The organism is Janthinobacterium sp. 64, from assembly GCF_002813325.1.
In the GTDB taxonomy this organism is placed as follows: Bacteria; Pseudomonadota; Gammaproteobacteria; order Burkholderiales; family Burkholderiaceae_D; genus Janthinobacterium.
In genome coordinates this window covers 2,917,735-2,943,967 of the sequence record NZ_PHUG01000001.1, presented here as the reverse complement: position 1 = coordinate 2,943,967, position 26,233 = coordinate 2,917,735, and the positions used below count along the sequence as shown (strand labels likewise).

The window sequence follows — 26,233 nt, the reverse complement described above, 5'->3', positions numbered from 1 at the left end:
ATCTACAGGAAACTCTCGCTCTCGACCTGGCGCAACACCTCGTCGAGCGCCTGGCGTGCCTTGCGGATGGTGTTCGGGTCCTGCGTTTCCAGCGCGGCCTGGAAGTTGGCCGTGTGCGCCGCCAGGTACTGGCGCACGTCGCCCAGCGACTGTTCGTACAGGCGGTCGGCGCGCGTGACCAGGGTGCGGTTTTCCATCTGTTCGCGCGGGTGGATCTTCAGGTCGGCCAGTTCCGCAAAGCGCTGCTCGATCTGCTCCGGCGTCATCACGCCAGCGTTATCGCTGATGATCATCTTGTGGCGTTCCTGCGTGGCCAGCACCGTCACTTCCGCTTCCAGCACGCCGCTGACGTCGTAGGTGAAGCGCACGTCGATGCCGATCTCGCCCGCCTTTTTCGCGGGGATCGGGAAGCTGATCTTGCCAAGGAAAACATTGTCGGCCACCAGGCGCGACTCGCCCTGGAAGATCGCCACGTTGATTTCCTTCTGGTTGTCGTGGATGGTGGTGATGTTTTCCGTGCGCGAGACGGGCACCACGGAATTGCGCTCGATGATGGGCAGGTAATGCCCGCCTTCATACTGGTTCGCGCCGATCTGGCGCGAGATCGAAATGCCCAGCGAATACGGCGCCACGTCCGTCATGACCACTTCGTCCAGGGCCGCGTCGCGCATCTTCAGGCCCGCCTGCACGGCGGCGCCCAGCGCCACGGCTTCGTCCGGGTCCAGGTGGATGGCGGGGAAGCGGCCGAACATGCGCGAGACGAGTTTGCGCACCAGCGGCATGCGCGTGGCGCCGCCGGCCAGCACCACTTCATTCAATTCCGCGGCGCGGATGGTGGCGTCGCGCAGCGCCCGTTCCACGGGCAGGCGCAAGCGGGCCAGCAGGGGCTCGCACAGCTGCGCCAGTTTGTCTTCGCCGATCTCCCAGCTGTATTCCCTGTCCTGGTAGCGCGTGGCCATGCGCACGGACGGCTGCTCCGACAGCAAACGCTTGACGCGCTCGGCTTCATCGCGCAGCAGCTGTTGCTGGCGCGGGTCGAGCAGGCGGCTGCCGACGGCGTCGCGCAAGCCGCAGCCTTCCATGAAAGCGTCGACCAGCACGGTGACGAAGTCTTCGCCGCCCAGAAAATTGTCTCCGGCCGAGGCGCGCACTTCCATCACGCCTTCGAACAGTTCGAGGATCGACACGTCGAACGTGCCGCCGCCCAGGTCGAAGACGAGAAATTTGCTTTCCTGTTCCTTGTCGCGGATGCCGTAGGCCAGCGCGGCGGCCGTCGGCTCGTTGAGCAGGCGCTCCACGCGCAAGCCCGCCAGCTGGCCGGCGATGCGCGTGGCCTTGCGCTGCGCATCGCTGAAATACGCGGGCACGGTGATGATGGCTTCCTCGACCTTGTGGCCGAGGAAGGCTTCGGCATCTTCCTTCAGCGCGCGCAGCACCATCGACGACAGCTCTTCCGGGCGGAACTGCTGCGTGCCGAGGGTGATCTTCTTTTCGCTGCCCATGTAGCGCTTGAAGACGGCCGCCGTCAGCTGCGGGTGCGTCTGCAGGCGCTCGCGCGCGGCGCGGCCCACCAGCACGGTGCCGTCGTCATCGATGCTCACGCACGACGGCGTCAGGTGTTCACCGAGCGCATTCGGGATGATGGAAGCCTTGCCGTCGCGCCAGATGGCGACCAGGCTGTTGGTGGTTCCAAGGTCGATGCCGATGATCATCAGATATCCGCCTCCGCCTCATTGCCGTGTTCTTCGATCCAGGCGCGGCGTCCGGCCGCTTCGCCCTTGCCCATCAACATATTGAAGCGCGAGGCCGAGGCCATGTGGTCGACTTCACCGAGCGTGACGGGCAGCAGGCGGCGCGTGTCCGGGTTCATCGTCGTTTCCCACAGCTGCTCGGCGTTCATTTCGCCCAGACCCTTGAAGCGCGAGATCGACCAGGCGCCCTGTTTCACGCCTTCCTTGCGCAGCTTGTCTTCGATGGCCACCAGTTCGCCGTCGTCGAGCGCGTAGATCTTCTGCATCGGCTTCTTGCCGCGCGCCGGCGCGTCCACGCGGTACAACGGCGGGCGGGCGATGCAGATGTGGCCCTTGTTGATCAGGACGGGGAAGTGCTTGAAGAACAAGGTCAGCAGCAGTACCTGGATGTGCGAGCCGTCCACGTCCGCGTCGGACAGGATGCAGATCTTGCCGTAGCGCAGGCCGGACAGGTCGGGCGAGTCGCCCACGCTGTGCGGATCGACGCCGATGGCGACCGCAATATCGTGGATTTCGTTATTGGCAAACAGGCGGTCGCGGTCCGTTTCCCACGAGTTCAAGACCTTGCCGCGCAGGGGCAGGATCGCCTGGAATTCCTTGTCGCGGCCCATCTTGGCCGAACCGCCCGCCGAGTCGCCCTCGACGAGGAACAGTTCATTGCGCGCGATGTCCGACGATTCGCAGTCGGTCAGCTTGCCGGGCAACACGGCCACGCCCGAGGATTTTTTCTTTTCCACTTTTTGCAGCGAACGCTGGCGCGACTGCGCCTGCTTGATCACCAGGTCGGCCAGCTTCTTGCCGTAATCGACGTGCTGGTTCAGCCACAGTTCCAGCGGCGGCTTGGTGAAGGTCGAGACGAGGCGCACGGCGTCGCGCGAGTTCAGGCGTTCCTTGATCTGGCCCTGGAATTGCGGGTCCAGCACTTTCGCCGACAGCACGAACGAGGCGCGCGCGAATACGTCTTCGGGCAGCAATTTGACGCCTTTGGGCAGCAGCGAGTGCATTTCGACGAAGTTTTTCACGGCGCCGAACAGGCCGTCGCGCAAGCCCGATTCGTGCGTGCCGCCATTCGAGGTGGGAATCAGGTTGACGTACGATTCGCGCACGATGGCGCCTTCTTCCGTCCATGCCACCACCCAGGCCGCGCCTTCGCCTTCGGCAAAGCCTTCCGAGTCCGGGCCAGCGTACTGCGCGCCTTCGAACAGGGGAATCAGGGTTTCGCCATTCGATACCTGCGCCAGCGTTTCGGTCAGGTAGCCGCGCAAGCCTTCCGCGTACTGCCACGTTTGCGTGTCGCCCGTTTTCGCGTTGGTGAGGGTGACGGTGACGCCCGGCAGCAGCACGGCTTTCGAGCGCAGCAGGCGCTGCAGCTCCGTTTGCGAGATGTTGGGCGAATCAAAATATTTCGCGTCAGGCCAGGCCGTGACGCGCGTGCCCGACTTCTTGCCGTCGCGCGGGGCAGGGCGCGAAGTCAAGGGCTCGATCACGTCGCCATTCGCAAACACCATGTGATGCAGGCCGTTGCCGTCGCTTTCCTTGCGCCAGACGGTGATTTCCAGGCGCGTCGACAGCGCATTGGTGACGGACACGCCGACGCCGTGCAAGCCGCCCGAGAACGCGTAGGCGCCGCCCGAACCCTTGTCGAACTTGCCGCCCGCGTGCAGCCGTGTAAACACGATTTCCACCGTCGGCACGCCTTCTTCAGGGTGGATGCCGACGGGAATGCCGCGGCCATTGTCTTCGACGGTGATGCTGCCATCCGTATTTTGCGTGACGGCGATATGCGTGCAATGACCGCCCAGCGCCTCGTCGGAGGCATTGTCGATCACTTCCTGAATGATGTGCAGCGGATTTTCAGTGCGGGTGTACATCCCCGGGCGCTGCTTGACGGGTTCCAGTCCTTTCAGGACACGGATGGATGATTCGCTGTAGTCGGATGCTGGTTTTTTAGTGGCCATACGTGTTCAAGCTAAGTAAAGACAGTGGTTGGAACGCCAGGCCGGGGCACTGCGGTGCGCAGTGACAACGGCGGCGATAACTGTATAAATATACAGTATATTCCGTCCAGCGTCACTGGCAGAGGGCAGTGCGGCAGGCTAGGCGTCCTTGTGCGGACGCTCGCGCATTCTATCTTGTCCAGCGAGCAATAGCGCTACTCCAGGGCAACAACAGTGCGCCTCAGGCGTGGTTTTACGCCAATTGTGATGGATTTTATGCGGCAAAGCCGCCGTTTTTACATCTTGTTTACAAGCACCTCCCCAGTCTTTACGAATTTTTTAGACCCTTTTGGCTAATCTGCTCACTATCAAAACAAACCTGAATGAGGGTGGGAATGGATCTCGTGTATCTCGGCTTGATTGCCGTTTTTTTCGTTGTGGCGGCCGGCTTTGCCGTCGCCTGCGACAAATTAGGGAGCGTCAAATGAACGCGTTTTATGTGCTGGGCGCCGTGGTCTCGGCTGGCCTGCTCGTGTACCTGCTGGTGGCGCTGCTGAAGGCGGAGGAACTGTGATGACGACGCAATCGATATTGCTGCTGGTGGCCTTCCTGGCAGTGCTGCTGGCCGCCGGCTATCCGCTGGGCCTGTACATGGCCAAGGTGGCCGGCGACGGCCCCGTGCGCGGCCTGGGCTGGCTGCAAAAGCTGGAAAACCTGCTGTACCGCTGGTCCGGCCTGCCTGCCGACAAGGCCATGGGCTGGAAAAGCTATGCCATCGCCCTGATCGTGTTTAACACCGTGGGCGCCGTCTTCGTCTACGGCTTGCAGCGCCTGCAGGGTTTTTTACCGTTGAATCCACAGGGCCTGGGCGCCGTCAGCCCCGATTCCTCGTTCAATACCACCGTCAGCTTCGTCGCCAATACCAACTGGCAGGGCTACGGCGGCGAACAGACCATGAGCTATTTGACCCAGATGCTGGGCATGGCATGCCAGAACTTCTTCTCGGCGGCCACCGGCATCGCCGTGATCTTCGCGCTGGTGCGCGGCTTCGCCTCGCGCTCGGGCAAATCGATCGGCAATTTCTGGGTCGACCTGGTGCGCTCGACCCTGTACATCCTGCTGCCGCTCTCCCTGGCCCTGTCCGTCGTCTTCATGGGCGAAGGCATGATCCAGAATTTTTCCGCTTACAAGGAAGTGACCCTGCTCGACCACGTGGCGTATGAAACGCCGAAGCTGACGGCCGACGGCCAGCCCGTGCTCGATACGGGCGGTAAACCCGTGATGGAAGCGCAAGTGGCGACCACGCAGACGATCGCCATGGGCCCCGTCGCGTCGCAGGAATCGATCAAGCTGCTGGGCACGAATGGCGGCGGCTTCTTCAATGCCAATTCCTCGCACCCGTATGAAAACCCGACCGTGCTGTCGAACTTTCTGCAGATGCTGGCCATTTTCATCATTCCCGCCGGCCTGTGCTTCACCTTTGGCCGCATGGTGGGCGACCTGCGCCAGGGCTGGGCAGTGCTGGCCGCGATGAGCCTGATCTTCGTCGTCATGACGGTCGGCGTGATGAGCGCCGAGCAGCAAGCCAATCCCGCCTTGCAAGCCTTGGGCGTGGACCAACAGGCCAGCAGCCTGCAATCGGGCGGCAATATGGAAGGCAAGGAAACGCGCTTCGGCATCAGCTCCTCGACCCTGTTCGCAGCGGTGACGACGGGGGCATCGTGCGGCGCCGTCAATTCCATGCACGACTCCTACATGCCGCTGGGCGGCATGGTGCCGCTGCTGCTGATGCAATTCGGCGAAGTGATCTTCGGCGGCGTGGGCACGGGCCTGTACGGCATGCTGATGTTTGCGATCCTGGCCGTCTTCATCGCCGGCCTGATGATAGGCCGCACGCCTGAATACCTGGGCAAGAAAATCCAGGCCTATGAAATGAAGATGGTGTCGCTGGCCATCCTGATTACGCCAGCGCTGGTATTGACGGGTACGGCGATTGCCGTGATGGTCGAACCGGGCAAGATCGGCGTGGCCAATCCGGGCGCGCACGGCTTCTCGGAGATCCTGTATGCCTTCACGTCGGCGGCCAACAACAACGGCAGCGCGTTTGCCGGCCTGTCCGCCAACACGCCGTTCTACAACGTGATGCTGGCGATCGCCATGTGGTTCGGCCGCTTCGGCGTGATCGTGCCCGTGCTGGCGGTGGCCGGTTCGCTGGCGGCTAAGCAGCGCCTGTCGGCCAACGCCGGCACCATGCCCACGCACGGCCCCATGTTCATCGGCTTGCTGATCGGCGTCGTCGTGCTGGTTGGCGTATTGAATTACGTTCCCGCGCTGGCCCTGGGCCCGATCGTCGAACACCTGCAACTTTTCATCAAATAAGAGGCTACCATGTCACGCACAAGCCTGACTTTGTTCGATTCCGCACTGATCGGCCCCGCCGTCGTCGATGCGTTCAAAAAACTCGACCCCCGCACGCAGTGGCGCAGCCCCGTGATGTTCGTCGTCTACGTCGGCAGCATCATCACGAGCCTGCTGGCGACCCAGGCCGGGATCAGCGGTGGCCAGGGTGAAGCGCCGTTCGGCTTCATCCTCGCCGTCGCCGTGTGGCTATGGTTTACCGTGCTGTTCGCGAACTTCGCCGAAGCGCTGGCCGAAGGCCGCAGCAAGGCCCAGGCGGCCTCGCTGCGCGCCCTCAAGCAGACGGTGATGGCAAAGAAAATGCAAACGCCGAAGTACGGCACCTCCTGGCTGCCCACGCCGGCCACCGATCTGCGCAAGGGCATGACGGTGCTGGTCGAGGCGGGTGACGTCATTCCCGCCGACGGTGAAGTGACGGCCGGCGTAGCTTCCGTCGACGAAAGCGCCATCACGGGCGAATCGGCACCCGTGATCCGCGAATCGGGCGGCGATTTTTCGGCTGTGACGGGCGGCACCCGCGTGCTGTCGGACTGGCTGCTGGTGCGCGTTTCCGTCAACCCGGGCGAAGCGTTCATCGACCGCATGATCGCCATGGTCGAAGGCGCCAAGCGCCAGAAGACGCCGAATGAAATCGCCCTGACGATTTTGCTCGTGGCGCTGTCGATCGTGTTCCTGATCGTCACCGTGACCCTGCTGCCGTATTCGCTGTTTTCCGTGGCGGCGGCCGGCACTGGCACGCCGGTGACGATCACGGTGCTGATCGCGCTGCTCGTGTGTCTGATTCCGACCACCATCGGCGGTTTGTTGTCCGCCATCGGCGTAGCCGGCATGAGCCGCATGATGCAGGCCAATGTGATCGCCACGTCGGGGCGCGCCGTGGAAGCGGCCGGCGATGTGGACGTGCTGCTGCTCGATAAAACGGGCACCATCACCCTGGGCAACCGCCAGGCCTCGACCTTTGTGCCGGCGCCCGGCGTGACGGAGCAGCAGCTGGCCGACGCGGCGCAACTGGCTTCGCTGGCCGATGAAACGCCGGAAGGTCGCAGCATCGTCGTGCTGGCCAAGCAGAAGTTCAACATCCGCGAACGCGAGATGGCCAGCCTGCACGCCACCTTCGTGCCCTTCACGGCGCAAACGCGCATGAGCGGCGTGGATATTCCGGGCGAGCAGCAGGTGCGCCAGCTGCGCAAGGGCGCGGCCGATTCCATGAAAAAGTATGTGGAAGCGCTGGGCCAGCCATATCCGGCCGAGGTGGCGCGCGCCGTCGACGACATCGCGCGCCGTGGCAGCACGCCGCTGGTGGTGGTCGACGATGGCCGCGTCATGGGTGTCGTGGAACTGAAGGATATCGTCAAGGGCGGCATCAAGGAGCGTTTTGCGGAATTGCGCCGCATGGGCATCAAGACCGTCATGATCACGGGCGACAACAAGCTGACGGCCGCCGCGATTGCCGCCGAAGCGGGCGTGGACGATTTCCTTGCCGAAGCGACGCCGGAAGACAAGCTGAAACTGATCCGCAGCTACCAGTCCGAAGGCCGCCTGGTGGCGATGACGGGCGACGGCACCAATGACGCGCCGGCGCTGGCGCAGGCCGACGTGGCCGTGGCCATGAATTCGGGCACGCAGGCGGCGAAAGAGGCGGGCAATATGGTCGACCTCGATTCGAATCCGACCAAGCTGCTGGAAATCGTTGAAATCGGCAAGCAGATGCTGATGACGCGCGGTTCGCTGACGACGTTCTCGATTTCGAACGACATCGCCAAGTACTTCGCCATCATCCCGGCCGCGTTCGTGGGCACCTATCCGCAATTGAAGGCGCTCGACATCATGCATTTGTCCAGCCCCGCGTCGGCCATCATGTCGGCCGTGATCTTCAATGCCCTGATCATCGTCGTGCTGATTCCGCTGGCGCTCAAAGGCGTGCAATACCGGGCCATCGGCGCGGCCAGCCTGTTGCGCCGCAATCTGCTGATCTACGGCCTGGGCGGCATCGTCCTGCCCTTCATCGGCATCAAGCTGATCGACATGCTGCTGTCCGCACTCAATTTAGTCTAAAGGAACCATCATGAGCACTATCGTACGTCCCGCCCTGGTCCTGTTTGCCGCGCTGACCGTGATCTGCGGCGTGGTCTATCCGTTTGCCACGGCCGGCATCGGGCAGCTGGCTTTCAGCGATGAAGTCAACGGCAGCATCGTCGAGCGTGGTGGCAAGCCCGTCGGCTCGATGCTGATCGGCCAGTCCTTCACCTCGCCCAAGTATTTCTGGGGCCGTCCATCGGCCACCGCGCCGATGGCCAATAACGGCGCCGGTTCTGGCGGCTCGAACCAGGGACCGAGCAATCCCGCCCTGGTGGACGCCGTCAAGGCGCGCATCGCCGCCCTGAAGGAAGCTGATCCCGGCAATACGCGCGCCATTCCCGTCGACCTGGTGACGGCATCGAGCAGCGGCCTGGACCCGGAAATCAGCCTGGCGGCAGCCCTGTACCAGGCGCCGCGCGTGGCCCGCGTGCGCGCCATGCCGCTGGCTCAGGTGGAAAACGCCATCGCCAAGGTGCAGAAAACTGCGTATATCGGCTTTTTCGGCGAACCGCGCGTGAATGTGCTGGAACTGAATCTGGCGCTCGATGCCATGGCAAAGTAAGCTGGCGAAGATGCGCAGGTCGGCGTAGGTCGGCGTAGGTCGGCTTAGCGCAGCGTAAGCCGACATCACCACTGTCCGGGCCAACAATGTTGTCGGATTACGCGCAAGCGCTAATCCGACCTACATGCTTACGCCGCCGCTTGACGCCACGGCAAAATAACAAGATAGCATTACGCAAGAAGATTAAAATACAACATGCTCCCCAACGACAGCCAACGCCCCGACCCTGATGCCCTGCTGGCGCAAGTGCAGGCGCAGGAAAAGAAAGCCGCGCGCGGCCGGCTGCGCATTTATTTCGGCGCCTCGGCCGGCGTCGGCAAGACCTATGCGATGCTGGCTGCCGCCCGCAAACTGCTGGCTGATGGCCAGGACTTGCTGGTGGGCGTGGTGGAGACGCATGGGCGCCTGGATACGGCGGCCCAGCTTGACGGCTTGCCCGTGCTGCCCCTGAAAGCCATCGAGTACCGGGGCAAGACCCTGTTCGAGTTCGACCTCGATGAAGCGCTGCGGCGCGCGCCGCCGCTGATACTGATGGATGAACTGGCCCACTCGAACGTGGCCGGTTCGCGCCATCCGAAGCGTTGGCAGGATGTCGAGGAATTGCTGGCGGCCGGCATCGACGTGCTGTCGACCGTCAACGTGCAGCACCTGGAAAGCCTCAATGACGTGGTGGGCGGGATAACGGGCGTGCGCGTGGCCGAAACCCTGCCCGACACGGTGTTCGACCGCGCCGATGAAGTGGTGCTGGTCGATATCCCCGCCGATGAACTGCTGCGCCGCCTCAAGCAGGGCAAGGTGTATCAGCCGCTGCAGGCCGAGCGGGCATCGCAGCATTTTTTCCGCAAGGGTAACCTGATCGCCTTGCGCGAACTGGCCTTGCGTCGTACGGCGGACCGGGTGCAGGACGACGTGCAAGCCTACCGCGTCGAGAAATCGATCAATCCCGTGTGGAAGACGGGCGCCGCGCTGCTGGCCTGCGTGGGACCGCACGCGGGCGGCGAGCATGTGATCCGCAGCACGGCGCGCCTGGCCAGCCAGTTGAATGCGGAATGGCATGCGCTGTACGTGGAAACGCCGCGTTTGCAGCGTCTGCCGGCGGGCCAGCGCGAGCGCATCCTGAAAACCTTGAAACTGGCGCAGGACCTGGGCGCGCGCACGGCCATTGTGCCGTCGGCCGACATCGCCGGCGCCGTGGTCGACTATGCGCGCAATGCGAATATCTCGAAAGTCATCGTGGGCCGTGGCCGTGGCCGCGGCCATGGCCGTGCGCTGGCGCGCCTGTGGCAGGCGCCGCCAGCGGCGCGCATGGCCAGCCTGGCGCCCGATATCGACTTGATCGAGGTTGGCTTGCCGCCAGCCGATGCGGCGCCCCGGCGCGCGGCGGATGACGATGCGCCCGCGCCGCGCCGGTCCTCGCGCCACTGGCGTTACATATTGGCCGCCGGCGTCAGCCTGGCCACGGCCCTCGCCTTGGTCCCCTTGCAGCCTTATCTTGACCTGGCCAATATCGCCATGCTGTCCTTGCTGACGGTGGTGCTGGTGGCCGTGCGCCTGGGGCGCGGGCCGGCGGCGCTGGCCAGCCTGGTGGGTGTGGCCAGCTTCGATTTCGTCTTCGTGCCGCCGCGCTTTTCGTTTGCCGTGGGCGATTTCCAGTACGTGATCACCTTTGGCGTGATGCTGGCCGTGGGCCTGATCACGGGCCACCTGACGGCCGGCCTGCGCTTCCAGGCCCGCGTGGCCTCGCACCGCGAAGCGCGCGCCCGCGCCCTGTACGAGTTTTCGCGGGAATTGTCCGGCGTGCTGCAGACGGAACAGATTTTCGACATCACAAAAAGCACCATCGAACGGGCTTTCCGCGCACGCGCTACCCTGCTGCTGCCCGATGACGAGGGCAGCTTGCAGGCCCCGAACGGCGGCGAGCCGCTCGATATCGGCATCGCACAGTGGGCCTTTGACCATGCGCAGGCGGCGGGGACGGGCACCGATACCTTGCCGGCTTCACCCATTTTCTACCTGCCGCTGATTGCGCCGATGCGCACGCGGGGCGTGCTGGCGCTGTTGCCGCTGGAAGCTGCCCAGCACGGGCGCTGGCTGCTGGTGCCGGAACAGCGCCAGCACCTCGATACCTTTGCTGCGCTGGCGGCCATCGCGCTCGAACGCGTGCACTACATCGACGTGGCCCAGGGCGCGCTGCTGCAGATGGAGTCCGAGCGGCTGCGCAATTCGCTGCTGGCGGCGCTGTCGCACGACTTGCGCACGCCTTTGACGTCGCTGGTGGGCCTGGCCGAATCGCTGGCCCTGTCGCGGCCTGCCTTGTCGCCCGCGCAGCTGGACATGGCGCGTTCGCTGCAGTCCGAAACCGTGCGCATGAGCGCCCTGGTGGCGAACTTGCTGGACATGGCGCGCATCGAGAGCGGCCAGGTGCGCCTGAACCTGCAATGGCAGGCGCTGGAAGAAGTGGTGGGCAGCGCGCTGCGCGCCAGCGGCCCGCAATTGCTGCAGCATGCCGTGCAGACGCAGCTGGCGCCGGACTTGCCGCTGGTGCGCTACGACGCCGTGCTGGTCGAGCGCGTGCTGTGCAACCTGCTGGAAAACGCGGCCAAGTACACGCCGCCCGGCAGCACCATCACGGTCGCGGCCGGGGTGCACGGCCAGTTCCTGCAGGTGAGGGTGTCTGACGATGGCCCGGGCTTGCCGCCCGGCCGCGAAGAAGCCATCTTTGAAAAATTTACGCGCGGCGAACGCGAATCGAACAAGCCGGGCGTCGGACTGGGGCTGGCCATTTGCCGCGCCATCGTCGAAGCCCACGGCGGCACCATCCACGCGCAGCCGCACGCGCCGGGACAGGGCGCGGCCATCGTCTTCAGCCTGCCGCTGGGCTCGCCGCCTGCGCCGCCAGAGATCGAACTCGATGACGCCAACGACTACGAAACAGGAAAACCATCATGAACGAACCTTCCGCCACCGCCTTGCTGGTCGAGGATGAACCGCAAATCCGCCGCTTCGTGCGCGCCGCGCTGGAAGACGAGGGCTGGCAGATTTTCGAGTCCGCCACCATGCAGCGGGGCTTGATCGATGCGGGCACGCGCCGGCCCGACCTGATCGTGCTGGACCTGGGCCTGCCCGACGGCGACGGCATCGACTTCATCGCCGACATCCGCAAATGGTCGGCCGTGCCCATCATCGTGCTGTCGGCGCGGGTCGACGAAGAGGACAAGATCCGCGCGCTGGACGCGGGCGCCGACGATTATCTGACCAAGCCGTTCGGCGTGGGCGAACTGCTGGCCCGCGTGCGCGCCACCTTGCGTCGCCAGCGCCAGCCCGCCGCCAGCGACGATGGCGTGGTGCAGTTTGGCGACGTGCGCGTTGACTTGAAGGACCGGCTGGTGACGCGCAACAAGCAACTGGTGCACATGACGCCGACGGAATTTCGCCTGCTCTCGGTGCTGGTAAAAAACGCGGGCAGGGTGGTCACCAATCCGCAGTTGCTGCGCGAAGTGTGGGGGCCGTCGAACAGCGAAAACGGCCATTACCTGCGCATCTATATGGGGCATCTGCGCCAGAAGCTGGAAGCCGATCCGGCCCAGCCGCAGTACCTGCTGACGGAAACGGCCGTCGGCTACCGATTGCTCTTGCCCCTTTAAATAGCTTTCTTTCCCCTGTTTGAAAACAGGCGCCGCGCGCGCCGGGGGGACGCTTTACCTAAAATTTTTGCAGCGAATTTTTGCAGCGGCGGGCCAGCTGCGCCATGTTGGCAAAGGCCCATACCACCCATGAAGAAGAAAAAACCATGAACAAAATGCTACTTGCACTTGCCGTCGCGACCGCCTTTACGGGCAGCCTGGCCCACGCGGACGAGGCCAAGCCCGACAACGAAGTCAGTTTCAACGTGGCCGGCGTGTCCGACTACCGTTATCGCGGCATTTCGCAGACGCGCTTGAAACCTGCGCTGCAGGGCGGCGTCGATTACGTCAACAATCCGACGGGCCTGTATGCGGGCGCCTGGGCGTCCACCATCAAGTGGACCAAGGATGCGGGCGGCAGCGGCGACGTGGAAGTGGACCTGTATGCGGGCAAGCGCGGCCAGTTGAACGACGCCATTGGCTATGACGTGGGCGTGCTCGCGTATGTGTATGCGGACAACGGCTTGAAGCATATCGCAGGCCTGGCCAACGCGGACACGCAGGAAGTCTACGGCCAGCTGTCGTACGGCCCCGCTTATATCAAGTATTCGCACGCCGTCTCCAACCTGTTCGGCATCGTCAACAGCAAGAACAGCGGCTACCTCGATATCGGCGCGAATATCGACCTGACGAACGGCTGGACCGGCAACCTGCATGCGGGTCACCAGAAGGTCAAGAACAATGATGCGGCCAGCTACACGGACTGGAAAGTGGGCGTTACGCGCGACTTCGGCATGGTGACGGGCGCGCTGGCCGTGATCGGCACGAACGCGGACAAGTCTGCCTATGCGTCGCCCGTGAATGGCAAATTCATGGGCAAGACGGCGCTGCAGCTGACGGTCAGCAAGACGTTTTAATTGACGCAGATGTGAGGAGAGGCGGCGCATGCGCCGCCTTTTTTGCGTGCTTAAGAGCGGCTAACAGAACCGTAGCGAGCGGCAGTGAGTTGCGGCCGAGACGCGCAGCTGTGCAAATGCACAGTGAGCATCGGAGGCCGCAAATCGCGACGCGCAGTAGGTTATGTTAGGTACTCTAAGTGGGCAGGTTAAAGACGGCGCAATACAACTGTCCCAGGCTGACCACGCGGGCGGCCGGAATCTGCTTGGCCAGGGCATGGGCGGGGGCCGTTTGCGTATCCGTTGCCAGCAGGACGCGCAGGTCCGGATTGACGCTGCGCGCGTGCGCGATGCGGCGCGCCAGGCCCGCCTGCGCGGCGCCGTCCACGACACCGTCGAGCGGCACCACCAGTACGCGCGCGGCGATCAGGGCCGAACGGCTGCCCATGGAGTCGCGGCCTTCGCTGTCGATGACGATGTCGTGGTAGCAGTGCACCAGGTGTTCCAGCTCCGGCTGCAAGCCCTTGGCGCTGATGGCGCGCGCCATCAGGCGCGGCCGCGTCAGGCTGCCATGCATGGCGCCGTCGTGCATGTTCCTGGCCTGCGCCATGGCGCCCTGGCGCGGATCGGCATCGAGCAGCAATACCTTGCGTCCGGCCAGCGCGCGCGAAGCGGCCAGCCTCCCGGCCAGGATGGATTTCTCCATCCCCCCGCGTTCATCCGTGATGGCGATGATCATCTTGGCGCACGGCTGGCATGATGTTGGCAGGGGAGACCAGCTGCAGCAGACAGCCTTCGCGCGGCGCGTCCCTGTCGCCGGCTGTCCATACGGGCAGTTCCATCAGGGGGGCGAGTGCTTCGGCCAGCTTGTGCTGGCCGGCGGACGACATCGGCGTCATCGGCAGGCGCAGCTCGTCGCGCACCTTGCCCTGCATGGCCAGCGCCGCCTTCACGGGGCCAGGATTGGGTTCGGCAAACAGCAGGCGGATGACGGGCAGCATGACCTTGAACAGGGCGCCGGCGGCGCCGTGGCGGCCCTGCCTGACCAGGTGATACAGCTGCGCATACAGGTCGGGGCGTATCTGGGCGGCGGCCGACATGGCGCCGTGGCCGCCCATGGACAGGCTGGCCAGCAGCAGCGCGTCGTCGCCGCACAGCACGTCCAGGCGCGTGTCGAGCAGCAGTTCGCCCAGCTGCTGCAGCTTGCCGCCCGCTTCCTTGATGGCGACGAAGTGCGAGTCGGACGCCAGCAGCGCCGCCGTCTGCGGTTCGATATTGACCCCCGTGCGGGCCGGCACGTTGTACAGCACGATGGACTGGTCGGTGGCGGCGGCGATGGCCTGGAAGTGGCGCACGATGCCGTCCTGCGAAGGGCGCACATAGGCGGGAGCGGAGACCAGCAAGCCGGCCAGCGGGTGGTCGTTGTAGCGTTGCACCGTGGCGGTGACCTGGCGCGTATCGCTACCGCCTATCCCCATCACGACGGGAAAGCGGGGGCCGACGGCTTCGAGCACGCTATCTAACAGCATGGTGTGTTCGGCGGCGCTCAGCATGGCCGCTTCGCCCGTGGTGCCGCACACCACCAGACCATCGATGCCGCTGGCGGCCAGCTCGCTGGCCAGCTGCTGGGCCGCGTCGAAGTCGATGTCGCCATCGCCATCAAGGAAGGGCGTGACCATCGGCACCCAGATACCCTGGAAGTGCGCGGTGATGCGCGACGAAGACATCGCCTGCTCGCAGGCATACTGGTTCATAGTGATTTCCCCTGGCTGATGCGGCCAAATTCCGCCGCTGGCAACAGGCGCATGACGGCATCCATGGTCAGGCGCAGGGCAGGCTCCGTCACGCACAGCCAGACCTTCATGCGTTCGGCATGGTCGACCGCCTCGACGCGCATGAACGACAGCATGCCGCCGCACGTTTTGACGACCAGCTGGCGCAGCTCGGCCAGGCAAGACTTGTCGACCGTGATATGCATGAGGAAAGTGGGCAGGCGGGGATGGCGGTGGGGCAGTGCGTGATGTGCTTGATGCGCTTGATGCGTTTGCAGGCGTGAATGGGGTTCCATGGTGTCTTTGCAGCGGTGGTTGAGGTACGTTCAAGATTAGCAGCGGGGGCGTAAAGATTCTCTAAAAAGCGGGGCCACCGGCGTAAACGGGGCGTATGCGTTTGCCGACGGCGTGTTGCGCGGATGCCCCGCGGGTATGCTTTTGTTACAAAATTGAATCGTGCTTTCGGAGGCAGGGGGTTATATTGAAACCGTTCTCCGCTTTCAGTCAGCCCCGCCATGTCAGACGAAAAAGATCCCCTGCTTCCCCCGTCCACCGACCCAGCGCCACCAGAGCCAGCACCGGCGCGGCCCGACCGCGTGGGTCGCCGGGCACCCGATGACGAGCACCGCGCGCGCGACGCCGCCCCCCGCTACCTGAAGGATAACGACACGCCGCTTGCGCTGGCCTGGCGCGTGATCTCGTCGCGCTACCGCTCCATGCGCGACAAGGCCAGTCGCGATTTCATGCGGCGCACCCTGCGCATCGGCATCTCGGCGCGCATTTTTCACCCCGAGCCGGGCGCCACTGGCCTGCGCAGCAAGAACCTGCAATACCTGGAAGAGTCGATCGCGCAGTGGGTCATGTCGCGCGACGTGCTGGTGTTCATGATCCCGACGGTCAATACCAGCGGCCAGCTACACCCGAGCAACATCACCCTGCGCCACTATGCGCGCCACCTCGATGGGCTGGTGCTGCAGGGCGGCGCCGACGTCTCGCCGCAGACGTATTCCGAGGCGGCCACGCGGCCGGAATGGAACGGCGACCGCGCGCGCGACCTGTACGAACTGGAACTGCTGCACGAATTCGTCGATGCGGGCAAACCCGTGCTGGGTATATGCCGCGGCTGCCAACTGATCAACGTGGGCTTTGGCGGCACGCTGTATCAGGACATCGCCTCGGACGTGGAAGGCGCGACTTCCCACGTCAACGACCTGTATGACCGCCACCGCCACACCATCGTCTTCCCGAAAGGCTCGTCCCTGGCGGGCATGTTTCCGAAGACGGGCGAGGCGCTCGTCAATTCCATCCACCACCAGTCGGTCAAGGACCTGGGACGCGACGTCACCGTGGAAGCATATTCGCAAGGCGACAATATCGTCGAAGCCATCCGCTATCAGCGGGCGCGCTTCGTCATGGGCTTGCAGTGGCACCCGGAATTCCATTCGGCGGGCGGCGTCGAACTGCTCGATTGCACGCCCATCCTCGATAACTTTTTGCGCGCGGCGCGGGAGACGCGGTTTTGAGTACGCACCGGATGCGCCGGCGCACTGTGCTGGCCGGCCTGCTGGCGCTGCCCCTGGCGGGCTTGCGCGCGGCGCCGTGCCCGCATGAGGGGGCGCTGCCGTTTGCGCTGACGTCTGCCGCGCGCGCCCGCACGCTCAAGGCGCGGGTGGCGCCGGCCATTGCCGAGCAGGTGATCAAGGCGGCGCGCAAGGATGCGGCGCGGCCCGTGCACCTGATGGCCGAAGTGCGCACGGGTGGCTTGCTGAAGGGAGAGGGCGGGCGCGAGACCAGCCAGCAGGCGCAGGAAGACTGGCGCCAGGCGCGCTTGCAGGCGCTGGCCTGGCGGCTGTCGGGCGAGCTGGCGCATTTCGAGGCAGCGCGCCAGTTGCTGCTGGCCTGGAGCGGTACTTATCAGCCATCGTTCAGCCCCGTCGACGAGACGGAGCTGGCCAGCCTGCTGATGGGCTTTGACCTGGTGCAGGAGCGCTTGAACGGCGTCGAGCGCGAACAGGTACAGGCGTTTTGCCGCACCCTGGCGCAAGGGTATCTGAGTGATCCCATCAAGGTGGGCGGCCCGTCCACGGCGCGCAACAACTGGCATAGCCACCGCATCAAGATCGGTACGGCCGCCGCGTATGTGACGGGCGACGCCTTGCTGATCGCGCGCGCGAAGGAGCGCTTCCTGGCGCACGTGCCGCGCAATATCGGCGCCGGCGGCGTGCCCTTCGACTTCGAGCAGCGCGACGCCCTGCACTACACCACCTACAGCCTGGAGCCGCTGCTGACGACGGCCCTGATGGCGCAGGCGCATGGCGACGACTGGTATGGCGCGCCGGAAGCGCGGCGCCTGGCCGAAGCGCTGGCCTGGCTGGCGCCGTATGCGCAGGGCAAAAAGACGCACGAGGAATTTGCAAAAAGCGCCGTGCCCTTCGACCGCAAGCGCGTGGCGGCCGGCGAAAAGGGTTTTACGGGGAACTGGGAACCGAAGGGCGCCGCCAATGTGTATCTGCTGGCGGCGCGTTTCGACCCTGCTTACCTGTCGCTGGCGCTGGACTTGCGCCCGCCAGCCTGGGCGCTGGCGCTGTACGGCAGTTAGTCAGAACTTCGTGCGCACGGTGAACATCACATTGCGCGGTTCGCCGTAAAAGCCCGTCTGGAACAGGCCCAGGCCCGTGAAGTACTTCTTGTCGAGCAGGTTGTTCACGTTGACGCTGGCCGTGACGTTCTTGCTGATCTCGTAGCGCGCCATCAGGTTGACCAGCGCATAGCTGCCCTGCTTGATGCGTGAATCGTCCTCGATGGCGGGATTCCAGATATTGCCGTAGTAGCTGCTTTGCCAGTTGATGCCGCCACCGACGCTCAGCTTGTCCAGGCTGGCCGGCAGGCGCCACGTGCCCTGTACGCGCAGCAGGTGGGCAGGCTGCGTGGTTTGCAGCATGGTGGAAAAGACGTCCTTGCCATCCGCGTCGCGCACGTGGGTGTAGGTGTAGCCGGCGCTCAGCTTCACATCCTTCATCACGTCGCCCGTCACCTCCATTTCCACGCCGCGGCTGGTCACGCCGTCGATGGCTGTATACGCTTCTTCGCCGTTGACTTGGCCCACGGAGCTGGCCACGTTGCTTTGACGGATCTGGAACAGGGACGTGCTGGCATTGACCTTGCCATCCAAATATTCTGCCTTCACGCCCGCTTCCACACCCTTGCCGCGCACGGGCGACAGAAAGTTGCGGTTCACGTCGCGGTTGCTCTGCGGCGCGAAGATGCTGGTGTAGCTGCCGAACACGGAGTACGTTTTGTCGAGGTCATACACGACGCCCGCATACGGCGTGATGACCTTATTTTCCTCGATGCGCGAGGTGATGCGCGCGGTCTTGGGATCGAAGAAGCTGCGGTCCTGCTCCTGCTTGTAGTTGCTCACGCGCGCCCCGACGATGACCGACAGCGCGTCAACGGGACGCAGGCGCACGGCGCCATACAGGCCGCTCTGGCGCGTGCTGTCGTTGTCGTTCCCGAGGCGCTTGAACGCCGGTTCCGCGTACTGGCCGCGCCAGTCAAAGTAACTGCCTTCCACGGGCGGGTAGACCGATTCGTAGACGGGGCCATCCTGCTTTGCCGTCGAACTGGAATAGCCGAACATCGCTTCATGCCGGCGGCCGAAGGCAGTGAATGGCCCGCTGGCGTCCACGTTGACGGTGCTCTGGCGGCGCTCGCCCTTGTATTTTCCCATGTAGTAAAACGCGCCTGCGCCGGTGACAGGGTTGGGATTGCCGCCGCTGGCCGAACCGAGCACGCTGTCATGCTTGCTGCGCAGCTGGTTGGCGCTCAATGTTACTTTCCACTCGTTGGCGAAGCTGTGTTCGAGCGACGCAAACAGCGTGGTGTTCTGCATGTCGCGGCGGCTCCAGTCCGTGGCCGGATTCCACGAAGTGGGGAAATCCGTGCGGGTGCCGTCGGAGAACAGCACGGGGAAACCCGTCCAGGTCGAGCCGCGCGGCTTGTAATCCTGGTGCGTGAAGCCGGCCGTCAGCAGGGTGACTTGGGTCAGGTCCGCCTCGATGATGCCGTAGGCGACGGATTTTTGCTGCGTGTAGCGGTCCAGGTAGGAGTGCTTGTCCTGGTAGGCGCCCACCAGGCGGGCGCGCAGCGTGCGGCTGTCGTTCAGGGGACCGGAGATATCGGCTTCGGCGCGGTAGTTGTCCCACGATCCCGCGCCGACGGTGGCCGAGCCTTCGAAGTGGGCGGTGGGGCGCTTGCGCACCATGTTGACGGTGGCCGACGGGTCGCCCGAGCCGCTCATCAAGCCCGTCGCGCCCTTCAGCACTTCGATGCGGTCATAGATGGCCATGTCGCTGTTGGTCGTGCCCCAGTCGTAGACGCCGTCATAGATGGCCGACACGCCATCGTACTGGAAATTGGTGACGGAAAAGCCGCGCGCCTGGAAGCTCCAGCGGTCGCTGTCATAGTTTTGCACGCTCACGCCATTGACGTTTTTCATGACGTCGGAAACGGCGTTGCTGTTCTGGTCATCCATCTGCTGGCGCGTGACGATGGTCAGCGATTGCGGTGTTTCGCGCTGCGTCAGGGCCAGGCCCGTGGCGCCGCTGGCAGGGCCGCCCGTATAGCTGGCCGTGCCGCTGGTGGCGGCGTTGCGCTCGGCCGCCGCCACCACGGTGACGCCGCTCATGATGGCCACGCCACGGCTGTCCGCCGTGGGTGCGCTGGCGCTGGCGGGGATTTTTTGCAGCAGGTAGCCGCCATTTGATTGCGGCACGGCTTGCAGGCCGCTGCCGGCCAGCAGCACGCGGAAGCCCTCTTGCAGGCCATAGCTGCCTTGCAGCCCGGCGCTGCGCAAACCTTGCGTGGACTCGCTGGAGAACGATAATAAAATGGCGCTGTCGCTGCCGAAACGCGTCAGCACGTCACCGAGCGCGCCGGCCGGAATGCTGTAGGTGCGCACTTGCCGGCTTTGCGCCTGGGCTGATGCTGGCAGGGCCAGGGCCATGCCGATCTGCGACAGGGCGCAGGCCAGGACGGTGCGGGTAAGGAGGGAACGCGAAGCGTGGTGCATGGAATAAAACCTTTCGTGATTGCGCAAGATGGGGAATGTCTATCTACCAAGTCACGCGAGCACGGCGAAACAGCTCACTTTGCAGAAAATATTTTTCAGTGGGCCGCCAGGTCGATGCGCACCACCTGATGCCCCCAGAAGCGCGTGACGGTATTGCGCCGCAGTTGCAGGCTGGCGCTGACGGCGTCGAGGATGGCGCCGACATCGGTCAGCGGGTAGGAACCGGACACGCGCAGGCTGGCGACGGCGGGCGTACAGCCCAGCGGAGGGTCGCTGTAGCGCGACAGCTCGGCGAGGAAATCGGCCAGGCGCATGTCGCGCGCCACCAGCATGCCATTGAGCCACGCGCCGCCATACGGCGCCAGTGCCTGGCGGTGCGCGCCCGTGCCGTCGAAATGGGCGCCTTCGCCGGGACGCAGCACCAGGCGCTGTGCGCCATCGCCGGCCAGCACGGCGACGGCGCCTTCGAGCACGCCGGCGCTGGCATAGCCTTCGTGCAGGCGCACGGTGAAGCGCGTGCCCAGCGCCTGCAGGCTGCCGTGCGGCGTGTCGACGAAGAAGGGCCGTTGTACCGCATCCTTGCCGGTGGCGATGAAGATCTCGCCGGCCAGCAGTTGAATGCGGCGCTGTGCGCCGTCGTAAACGATATTGACGGCGCTGCTGGTGTTGAGCGTGAGCTGCGTGCCGTCAGCGAGGGTCACGACGCGGCGCTGGTTGACGGCCGTGCGGTAGTCGGCCATCCAGCCGCGCCATGGGCTGCGGCGTTCGAACGCATGCAGCGAGGCGCCGCAGGCCAGCAGCAGGACCAGCGTCTTGACGGCATGGCGGCGCGGCGCATTCGCTTGCACGCAGGCGCGCAGCAGGCTCGCGTGCGCCGCAGGCGGCAGATGTTCATGCTGCATTTGCAGCTGCTGCCACGCCTGCGTGGCGCTGCCGGCGCGCTGCAGATGGCGTTTTACCGTCGCCAGCGAGATGCCGAGCTGGCGCGCGATATCTTCCTGCGGCAGCTCGTCGAGCTGGCGTAGCAAGAAAGCCCGCTTGACGGGGGGCGGCAAGCCGTCGAGCATGCGGTCCAGTTCAGACACGGTGGCCAGCAGCAGCGCCCGTTCCTCGGGTGATGGCGCATGCAGGGGCGGCAGCTGCGCCAGCACGTCGAAATACGCCTGTTCCAGTTTCTGGCGGCGGTAATGGTTGAACAGCACACGCTGCGCGACGGTGGCGAGAAAGGCGCGCGGTTCGCGCGCGGCGACGGCGTCTTCGCGGTCGAGCAGGCGCATGAAGGTATCCTGCGCCACATCGGCCGCGCTGGCCGTGCTGCCGAGTTTCTTGCGCAGCCAGCCCTGCAGCCAGCCGTGGTGGTCGGCATACAGTGTCGCGATGTCCTGGCGTTGTAGCGGCTCTGCCAGCGGCATCGCGTTCCCCTTGCATGACCCGCCCGGGTGGGCTGGTGTTTTTAAACAATAATAAGAATCATTCTCACTTATTGTAACAAGCGGGGGAGGTGGCTGTAAATGACGGGCAGGCGGGGTGTGGTTTTTTGGGTTGCGTTGTTGGGGTAAAAATCACGATGACTGGCAAAACCGTCGCGAGCGGAAGGGAGAGGTGGCTAAGAAGCGCAACCGTACGAAGGTACGGTGAGCATCGCAGGCCGCCTATACCGACGCGCAGCAGGTTTGGCCAGGCATCCTCAATAGTTCATCGGTTCGCCCCGGAAGCAGCGGATCGCCGAATCGACCATGCCTTCGGCGCTGCCCTGCACATTGCGCTGCTTGCGCAGGTATTGCGCGTCGCTCCATTGCTTGGCCACGTCCGACAGGTGCTTCAGGGCCGGCGTGCTGCCCAGCGCCTCGGCGTGCGGTTCCATCTTGCGCAGCGTCGTCATGATGTCTTCGCGCAGCGACATCGTTTCGTAGGTTTTCGGATGCGTGATGGCGCCATCGAGGCCGAAGCGGCAAGCCTGGAAGCGGTTGTAGTTATACACGAGGTAATCGTCTTCCACCGGCGGGGTTTCGCGGCGTTCGAGCAGGTAGCGGCACAGCGCCTGCAGGTAGGCGGCCAGCGCGGCGGCCCGCTCCACCGTCAGTGGCGTGTCGCACACGCGCAGTTCGATGGTGCCGAATTCCGGCTTGGGGCGGATATCCCAGTAAAAATCCTTCATGCTCTTGATGATGCCCGTGTTCTCCATCTTGGCGAAGTACTCGTTGGAGAACTGCTCCCAGCTCAAGGTGAACGGCGCGCGCCCGCTCATGGGAAACGCGAACACGGAATTCAGGCGGGCCGAATCGAACAGGGTATCGCGCCCCTGCACATAGGGGGACGACGCTGACAGGGCGATGAAGTGGGGGATGTAGCGGTTCAGCGAATGCAGCAGGAACATGGCGTCGTCGCCCGAGGCGCAGCCGATGTGCACGTGCTGGCCGAAGATGGTGAATTGCTTGGCCAGGTAGCCGTACAGTTCCGAAATCTCCTGGAAGCGGGGCTTGGAAAAGATCTTTTGCGACGACCATTGCTGGAACGGGTGCGTGCCGCCGCCGGCGATGCCGATATTGAGCTTGTCGCCGGCCGTGATCAAGGTGTCGCGGATTTCCTGCAATTGCTCCAGCAGGGGACCGTGATGCGTGTGCACGCTCGAGTTAATCTCGATCATGCTCTCGGTGATTTCCGGCGTGACGTTGCCGGGGAACGGTTTTTTATTCAGCAGATGCAGCAGGTCTGGGCTGGCGGCCGTCAAGTCATAGTCCGACAGGTTCACCAGTTGCAGTTCGAGTTCGACGCCGAAGGTCAGCGCGGCCGATTGGCCAAAGGGTTCCAGCGGCATTTAGCGCTCCTTGATTTCGTGGGTTTCTTTGGCCAGCATCAGCACGCGCTGCACCAGCACCGGGCCGACCAGTTCCAGGCCCAGGGTGATGGCGGCCAGGGCGTTCAATTCGTCGCCGAAGTTCACGCCGTGCTGGCGCGCGTGTTCGAGCAGCAGGATGATGAAGACGGAGACGGGCGTCAGTGCCACGCCCGTCAGCACGCCCTTGCGCCAGGAAATGCCGCTGACGTGCGAGAACGCGGCCACGCCGGCGACTTTCGTCAGCAAGCGTCCGCCGACGACGGCCAAGGCCAGGCCCGCGCCGGCCGTCACGCTGGCCCATTCCAGGGTCGAGGCGGCATACACGAACAGCAGCACCGTCAGCAGCTCGCCCATGGCGCCGAAATTACGCTGCGCCTGGCTGAAGGCGACACGGCGGTGGCGTGCCACCAGGCCGAACGTGAGCGTGGCCAAGAGCGGCGACAGGCTGGTGGTGTAGGTCAGGGCCACGAGCAGCATCACCGACAGCGCGAACGCCACGGTGGCGTCCTGCGCCATGTTGCCCAGGCGGCGCAGCATGGCCGGCACGACGATGCCGAAGACGGTACCGGCGGCCACCGAGGCGGCCAGCACGGCGGCGCTGCTGCTGCTCGCCTCGATCAAATCTGTGGAGCTCTGGAACATCCAGAAGCCGACGATGATGTTGAACGTGAAGACGGCCAGCACGCAATTCAAGGCCGTGAGGTGGACGATGCGTTCCGTGACCTGGCCCGAGCTGCGTTCCTCGTTGATGACGCGCATGATGGTGGCTGGCGAGGTGGACATGGCCAGTGATGCCAGCAGCAGCGCCGTCATCGAGGTGCTGCCGAATTCGATGCCGATGAAGTAGACGACGGCAAAGGTCAGCAGGGATTCGACCAGGCCCGTGACGGCGATCCACGGGTTGTTCTTCAGCCAGCGCAGGTTGATGCGGTAGCCGACCTCGAACAGGATCAGGCCGAAGGCCACGTCGGCCAGCACCAGCATGGGGCCGGCGTCCGTCTGCGGCAGCACGCCTACCTGCGTTTGCGCGAGGACGAAACCGATCACGCCGTAAAAACTGATGCGCGGCAGGCCCGTCCAGCGGTGACCGAATTCGCCCACCACCCAGGCCAGGGTGATGGCGAACGGCCAGGACAGGTCGGCGGCGATCGAGATCAGACTTTGCATGCTCATTCCTTTGAAAATGGCGCTGGCACCGGCCGGCAGCACGGAGGCTGGCGCGGCAAGGTCGTGGTGCAGCGATGGTGCATGGTTTGCGCAGAGCGATACGCCGATTCTACCGGAGCAGACGGCGCGCACGATGTGCGCAATCGAACAGTGTCGCGGCCATGGCGGCCGCGCACAGGATGCAGCAGAATGGGGCAGGGCTGGTGTCAGCGTATGGTACCCGCCCGCAGCGGAGATGCTCCGCACGGTAGTTTCGTACCGCAGTGTACGACATGGCGGCGGCCAGCCGCCATGGACTTTTTGTTGCGTGCTTTTATTTACTAAGCAGACGCATGCCCCGTTCCAGCCCGTCGATCGACAGGGGGAACATGCGGTTGTTCATCAATTGCCGCATCACGCCGATCGACTGGCGGTACTGCCACAATCCCTCCGCCTCGGGATTGAGCCAGATGAATTTCGGGAACGCCTGGGTAAAGCGCGCCAGCCACGTCGATCCCGCTTCCTCGTTGTTGTATTCGACGCTGCCGCCCGGCTGCAGGATTTCATAGGGGCTCATGGTGGCGTCGCCGACGAAAATCAGCTTGGTGTCGGGCGGGTATTTGCGCAGCACGTCCCAGGTGGGAAAACGTTCGGCGTTGCGGCGCCGGTTGTTCTTCCACAAATAGTCGTAGACACAGTTATGGAAGTAAAAGAACTCCATGTTCTTGAATTCCGTCTTCGCCGCCGAAAACAGTTCCTCGGTGCGCTCGATATGGTCGTCCATGCTGCCGCCCACGTCGAACAGCATCAGCACCTTGATGCGGTTCTTGCGCTCGGGCCGCATCCTGATGTCGAGATAACCGGCGTTGTTGGCCGTGGCGGCGATGGTGGCGTCCAGCGCCAGTTCGTCTTCCGCGCCTTCGCGTGCGAATTTGCGCAGGCGGCGCAAGGCCACCTTGATGTTGCGCGTGCCCAGTTCGCGCTCGCCGTCGTAATCCTTGTAGCTGCGCGCTTCCCACACTTTCACGGCCGTGCGGTTGCCGCCCGTGCCGCCGATGCGGATGCCTTCCGGATTCGTGCCGCCATTGCCGAACGGCGATGTGCCACCCGTGCCGATCCACTTGCTGCCGCCCTCGTGGCGCTCCTTCTGTTCCTTCAGCAGTTCATTGAGGCGGTCCATCAGCTTGTCGTAGCCGAATTTTTCCAGCTGCGCCTTCTGCTCGTCGGACAGTTCGCGCTGCATGCGTTTCAGCAGCCAGTCGAGCGGTATCGCCGCGTTCGTGTCGAAGGCCGCGTTGACGCCCTTGAAGTACTGCGCAAACGCGCGGTCGAACTTGTCGAAATGCGCTTCATCCTTGACCAGGGTCAGGCGCGAAAGATAATAGAAATCGTCCATCGAGGCGCCGATGACGTTCTTTTGCAGCGCCTCAAGAAGGGTCAGAAATTCCTTGATCGAGACGGGAATCTTCGCATCCTTGAGCGTGAAGAAGAAGTCGATCAGCATGGCGCGGGTTCCCCCGCGCGGGGCAGCGCGGCGATGGGGCGCTGCGCCAGCTTGTAGCGCAAATGGGCGGCAATTTCCGGCCATTCGCCGCGCGTGATGCTGTACATGACCGTGTCGCGCACGGTGCCGTCGCGGCGCAGTGCATGGTGGCGCAGCACGCCATCCTTTTTCGCGCCCAGGCGTTCGATGGCCGCCTGCGAGGCGTGGTTGAAATTATCGGTGCGCAGGCCCACCAGCGCGCAGCCGAGCGTGTCGAAGGCGTGCGTCAGCAGCAGCAATTTGCAGGTAGTGTTGACGTGGCTGCGCTGGCAGCGCTGCGCATACCAGGTGTAGCCGATTTCCAGGCGTTTTACCTCCGGCACCACGTCGTGGTAGCTGGTGGTGCCCAGCACCTCGCCACTGGCCACATCGATGACGGCAAAGGCGAAGCGCGTGGGGCGCATCTCGATGCCCTTGAAAATGTACTGGTCCACCTGCTCCGGCTCGGGCACGGAAGTGACGCGCAGATTCCACAGTTCGCCATCCATGGCCGCCGCGCGCAAGCCGGCTGCATGGTGCGGCGCCAGCGCTTCGAGACGGATGCCGTGCAGTTCCAGGGGGACGAAGACTTTGTCGGGGCTGATGTCGTTCACCGG

20 protein-coding genes and 1 pseudogene are annotated in these 26,233 nt (G+C 64.3%); 9 read left to right on the top strand and 12 right to left on the bottom strand.

Translation table 11 applies throughout. The annotated features are described in order from the left end of the window. Positions 1-2: 2 nt before the first annotated feature. A complete protein-coding gene (locus tag CLU91_RS12960; RefSeq protein ID WP_100874488.1) occupies positions 3-1,712 on the bottom strand; it encodes a molecular chaperone HscC in 1,710 nt (569 codons plus the stop codon). Next, positions 1,712-3,709, bottom strand: coding sequence for a DNA topoisomerase IV subunit B (locus CLU91_RS12955; RefSeq protein ID WP_100874487.1), 1,998 nt, complete (start codon positions 3,707-3,709; stop codon positions 1,712-1,714). The genes CLU91_RS12960 and CLU91_RS12955 overlap by 1 nt, the downstream gene beginning before the upstream one ends. A 463-nt stretch (positions 3,710-4,172) precedes the next feature. On the opposite strand from CLU91_RS12955, the gene kdpF reads away from it, so the two are divergent. The 7 genes from kdpF (at position 4,173) to CLU91_RS12920 (ending at position 13,287) form a co-directional block, all read left to right on the top strand. Continuing rightward, positions 4,173-4,262: a K(+)-transporting ATPase subunit F gene (gene kdpF / locus CLU91_RS12950; RefSeq protein ID WP_034746483.1), complete on the top strand. Its 90-nt coding sequence runs from the start codon at positions 4,173-4,175 to the stop codon at positions 4,260-4,262. Continuing rightward, positions 4,262-6,067, top strand: a complete 1,806-nt coding sequence (gene kdpA / locus CLU91_RS12945) for a potassium-transporting ATPase subunit KdpA (protein ID WP_100874486.1) — start codon at positions 4,262-4,264, stop codon at positions 6,065-6,067. Before kdpF ends, kdpA begins: the two co-directional genes overlap by 1 nt. A 9-nt stretch (positions 6,068-6,076) precedes the next feature. Next, positions 6,077-8,161, top strand: coding sequence for a potassium-transporting ATPase subunit KdpB (gene kdpB / locus CLU91_RS12940; RefSeq protein WP_100874485.1), 2,085 nt, complete (start codon positions 6,077-6,079; stop codon positions 8,159-8,161). 10 nt (positions 8,162-8,171) lie between these two features. Beyond that, the gene (gene kdpC, locus CLU91_RS12935) at positions 8,172-8,747 is read left to right on the top strand and encodes a potassium-transporting ATPase subunit KdpC (RefSeq protein WP_100874484.1); all 576 of its coding nucleotides are present in this window, start codon (positions 8,172-8,174) and stop codon (positions 8,745-8,747) included. A gap of 195 nt (positions 8,748-8,942) precedes the next feature. Further along, positions 8,943-11,696, top strand: coding sequence for a DUF4118 domain-containing protein (locus CLU91_RS12930; protein WP_100874483.1), 2,754 nt, complete (start codon positions 8,943-8,945; stop codon positions 11,694-11,696). Then, entirely contained in the window at positions 11,693-12,391 is a 699-nt protein-coding gene (kdpE, locus tag CLU91_RS12925; protein ID WP_071075474.1) for a two-component system response regulator KdpE, read from the top strand. The genes CLU91_RS12930 and kdpE overlap by 4 nt, the downstream gene beginning before the upstream one ends. A 146-nt stretch (positions 12,392-12,537) precedes the next feature. Continuing rightward, positions 12,538-13,287, top strand: coding sequence for a TorF family putative porin (locus tag CLU91_RS12920; RefSeq protein ID WP_100876714.1), 750 nt, complete (start codon positions 12,538-12,540; stop codon positions 13,285-13,287). 175 nt (positions 13,288-13,462) lie between these two features. Here CLU91_RS12920 and CLU91_RS12915 read toward each other — a convergent pair whose 3' ends face one another. Genes CLU91_RS12915 through CLU91_RS12905 form a run of 3 tightly spaced genes read right to left on the bottom strand, consistent with a single transcriptional unit; the run spans position 13,463 to position 15,334 of the window. Continuing rightward, on the bottom strand, positions 13,463-13,972 hold the full coding sequence (locus CLU91_RS12915; protein ID WP_232730732.1) for a cobyrinic acid ac-diamide synthase: 510 nt from the start codon (positions 13,970-13,972) through the stop codon (positions 13,463-13,465). Positions 13,973-13,982: 10 nt separating this feature from the next. Further along, on the bottom strand, positions 13,983-15,020 hold the full coding sequence (dapA, locus tag CLU91_RS12910; protein ID WP_100874481.1) for a 4-hydroxy-tetrahydrodipicolinate synthase: 1,038 nt from the start codon (positions 15,018-15,020) through the stop codon (positions 13,983-13,985). Next, the gene (locus tag CLU91_RS12905; RefSeq protein WP_232730731.1) at positions 15,017-15,334 is read right to left on the bottom strand and encodes a hypothetical protein; all 318 of its coding nucleotides are present in this window, start codon (positions 15,332-15,334) and stop codon (positions 15,017-15,019) included. The genes dapA and CLU91_RS12905 overlap by 4 nt, the downstream gene beginning before the upstream one ends. A 219-nt stretch (positions 15,335-15,553) precedes the next feature. On the opposite strand from CLU91_RS12905, the gene CLU91_RS12900 reads away from it, so the two are divergent. Together CLU91_RS12900 and CLU91_RS12895 are read left to right on the top strand one after the other, a co-directional pair. Next, the gene (locus CLU91_RS12900) at positions 15,554-16,561 is read left to right on the top strand and encodes a gamma-glutamyl-gamma-aminobutyrate hydrolase family protein (RefSeq protein ID WP_198521323.1); all 1,008 of its coding nucleotides are present in this window, start codon (positions 15,554-15,556) and stop codon (positions 16,559-16,561) included. An 11-nt stretch (positions 16,562-16,572) separates the two neighbouring features. Further along, positions 16,573-17,637, top strand: coding sequence for an alginate lyase family protein (locus CLU91_RS12895; RefSeq protein WP_100874480.1), 1,065 nt, complete (start codon positions 16,573-16,575; stop codon positions 17,635-17,637). Here CLU91_RS12895 and CLU91_RS12890 read toward each other — a convergent pair whose 3' ends face one another. The 7 genes and pseudogenes from CLU91_RS12890 to CLU91_RS12865 all read right to left on the bottom strand — a co-directional run bounded on the left by CLU91_RS12890 (position 17,638) and on the right by CLU91_RS12865 (position 26,230). Continuing rightward, a complete protein-coding gene (locus tag CLU91_RS12890) occupies positions 17,638-20,109 on the bottom strand; it encodes a TonB-dependent siderophore receptor (RefSeq protein WP_100874479.1) in 2,472 nt (823 codons plus the stop codon). A gap of 95 nt (positions 20,110-20,204) precedes the next feature. Then, positions 20,205-20,849: a FecR domain-containing protein gene (locus CLU91_RS28495; RefSeq protein WP_232730924.1), complete on the bottom strand. Its 645-nt coding sequence runs from the start codon at positions 20,847-20,849 to the stop codon at positions 20,205-20,207. A gap of 189 nt (positions 20,850-21,038) precedes the next feature. Next, a pseudogene (locus tag CLU91_RS28490) lies at positions 21,039-21,521 on the bottom strand (sigma-70 family RNA polymerase sigma factor); the annotation flags it as partial. A gap of 275 nt (positions 21,522-21,796) precedes the next feature. Continuing rightward, positions 21,797-22,927 (bottom strand): YbdK family carboxylate-amine ligase, encoded by a 1,131-nt coding sequence (locus CLU91_RS12880; RefSeq protein WP_100874477.1) that lies wholly within the window; start codon positions 22,925-22,927, stop codon positions 21,797-21,799. After that, complete coding sequence (locus CLU91_RS12875; protein WP_198521322.1) at positions 22,928-24,115, bottom strand: cation:proton antiporter; 1,188 nt, start codon at positions 24,113-24,115, stop codon at positions 22,928-22,930. A 313-nt stretch (positions 24,116-24,428) separates the two neighbouring features. Beyond that, positions 24,429-25,598 carry a vWA domain-containing protein gene (locus CLU91_RS12870; RefSeq protein ID WP_100874475.1) on the bottom strand — a complete coding sequence of 390 codons (1,170 nt, stop codon included), beginning with the start codon at positions 25,596-25,598 and terminating at the stop codon, positions 24,429-24,431. Further along, positions 25,592-26,230 (bottom strand): GNAT family N-acetyltransferase, encoded by a 639-nt coding sequence (locus tag CLU91_RS12865; protein ID WP_100874474.1) that lies wholly within the window; start codon positions 26,228-26,230, stop codon positions 25,592-25,594. The genes CLU91_RS12870 and CLU91_RS12865 overlap by 7 nt, the downstream gene beginning before the upstream one ends. Between the last annotated feature and the right edge of the window lie 3 nt (positions 26,231-26,233).

Coding starts and splice junctions, on each gene's coding strand:
- CLU91_RS12955 (WP_100874487.1), bottom strand. CDS start 3,709: ATGGCCACTAAAAAACCAGCATCCGACTACAGCGAATCATCCATCCGT.
- CLU91_RS12900 (WP_198521323.1), top strand. CDS start 15,554: ATGTCAGACGAAAAAGATCCCCTGCTTCCCCCGTCCACCGACCCAGCG.
- CLU91_RS12930 (WP_100874483.1), top strand. CDS start 8,943: ATGCTCCCCAACGACAGCCAACGCCCCGACCCTGATGCCCTGCTGGCG.
- CLU91_RS12905 (WP_232730731.1), bottom strand. CDS start 15,334: ATGGAACCCCATTCACGCCTGCAAACGCATCAAGCGCATCAAGCACAT.
- CLU91_RS12960 (WP_100874488.1), bottom strand. CDS start 1,712: ATGATCATCGGCATCGACCTTGGAACCACCAACAGCCTGGTCGCCATC.
- kdpE (WP_071075474.1), top strand. CDS start 11,693: ATGAACGAACCTTCCGCCACCGCCTTGCTGGTCGAGGATGAACCGCAA.
- CLU91_RS12870 (WP_100874475.1), bottom strand. CDS start 25,598: ATGCTGATCGACTTCTTCTTCACGCTCAAGGATGCGAAGATTCCCGTC.
- CLU91_RS12915 (WP_232730732.1), bottom strand. CDS start 13,972: ATGGAGAAATCCATCCTGGCCGGGAGGCTGGCCGCTTCGCGCGCGCTG.
- dapA (WP_100874481.1), bottom strand. CDS start 15,020: ATGAACCAGTATGCCTGCGAGCAGGCGATGTCTTCGTCGCGCATCACC.
- CLU91_RS12875 (WP_198521322.1), bottom strand. CDS start 24,115: ATGCAAAGTCTGATCTCGATCGCCGCCGACCTGTCCTGGCCGTTCGCC.
- CLU91_RS28495 (WP_232730924.1), bottom strand. CDS start 20,849: ATGGCCGACTACCGCACGGCCGTCAACCAGCGCCGCGTCGTGACCCTC.
- CLU91_RS12890 (WP_100874479.1), bottom strand. CDS start 20,109: ATGCACCACGCTTCGCGTTCCCTCCTTACCCGCACCGTCCTGGCCTGC.
- CLU91_RS12880 (WP_100874477.1), bottom strand. CDS start 22,927: ATGCCGCTGGAACCCTTTGGCCAATCGGCCGCGCTGACCTTCGGCGTC.
- kdpF (WP_034746483.1), top strand. CDS start 4,173: ATGAACGCGTTTTATGTGCTGGGCGCCGTGGTCTCGGCTGGCCTGCTC.
- CLU91_RS12895 (WP_100874480.1), top strand. CDS start 16,573: ATGCGCCGGCGCACTGTGCTGGCCGGCCTGCTGGCGCTGCCCCTGGCG.
- CLU91_RS12920 (WP_100876714.1), top strand. CDS start 12,538: ATGAACAAAATGCTACTTGCACTTGCCGTCGCGACCGCCTTTACGGGC.
- kdpA (WP_100874486.1), top strand. CDS start 4,262: ATGACGACGCAATCGATATTGCTGCTGGTGGCCTTCCTGGCAGTGCTG.
- kdpB (WP_100874485.1), top strand. CDS start 6,077: ATGTCACGCACAAGCCTGACTTTGTTCGATTCCGCACTGATCGGCCCC.
- kdpC (WP_100874484.1), top strand. CDS start 8,172: ATGAGCACTATCGTACGTCCCGCCCTGGTCCTGTTTGCCGCGCTGACC.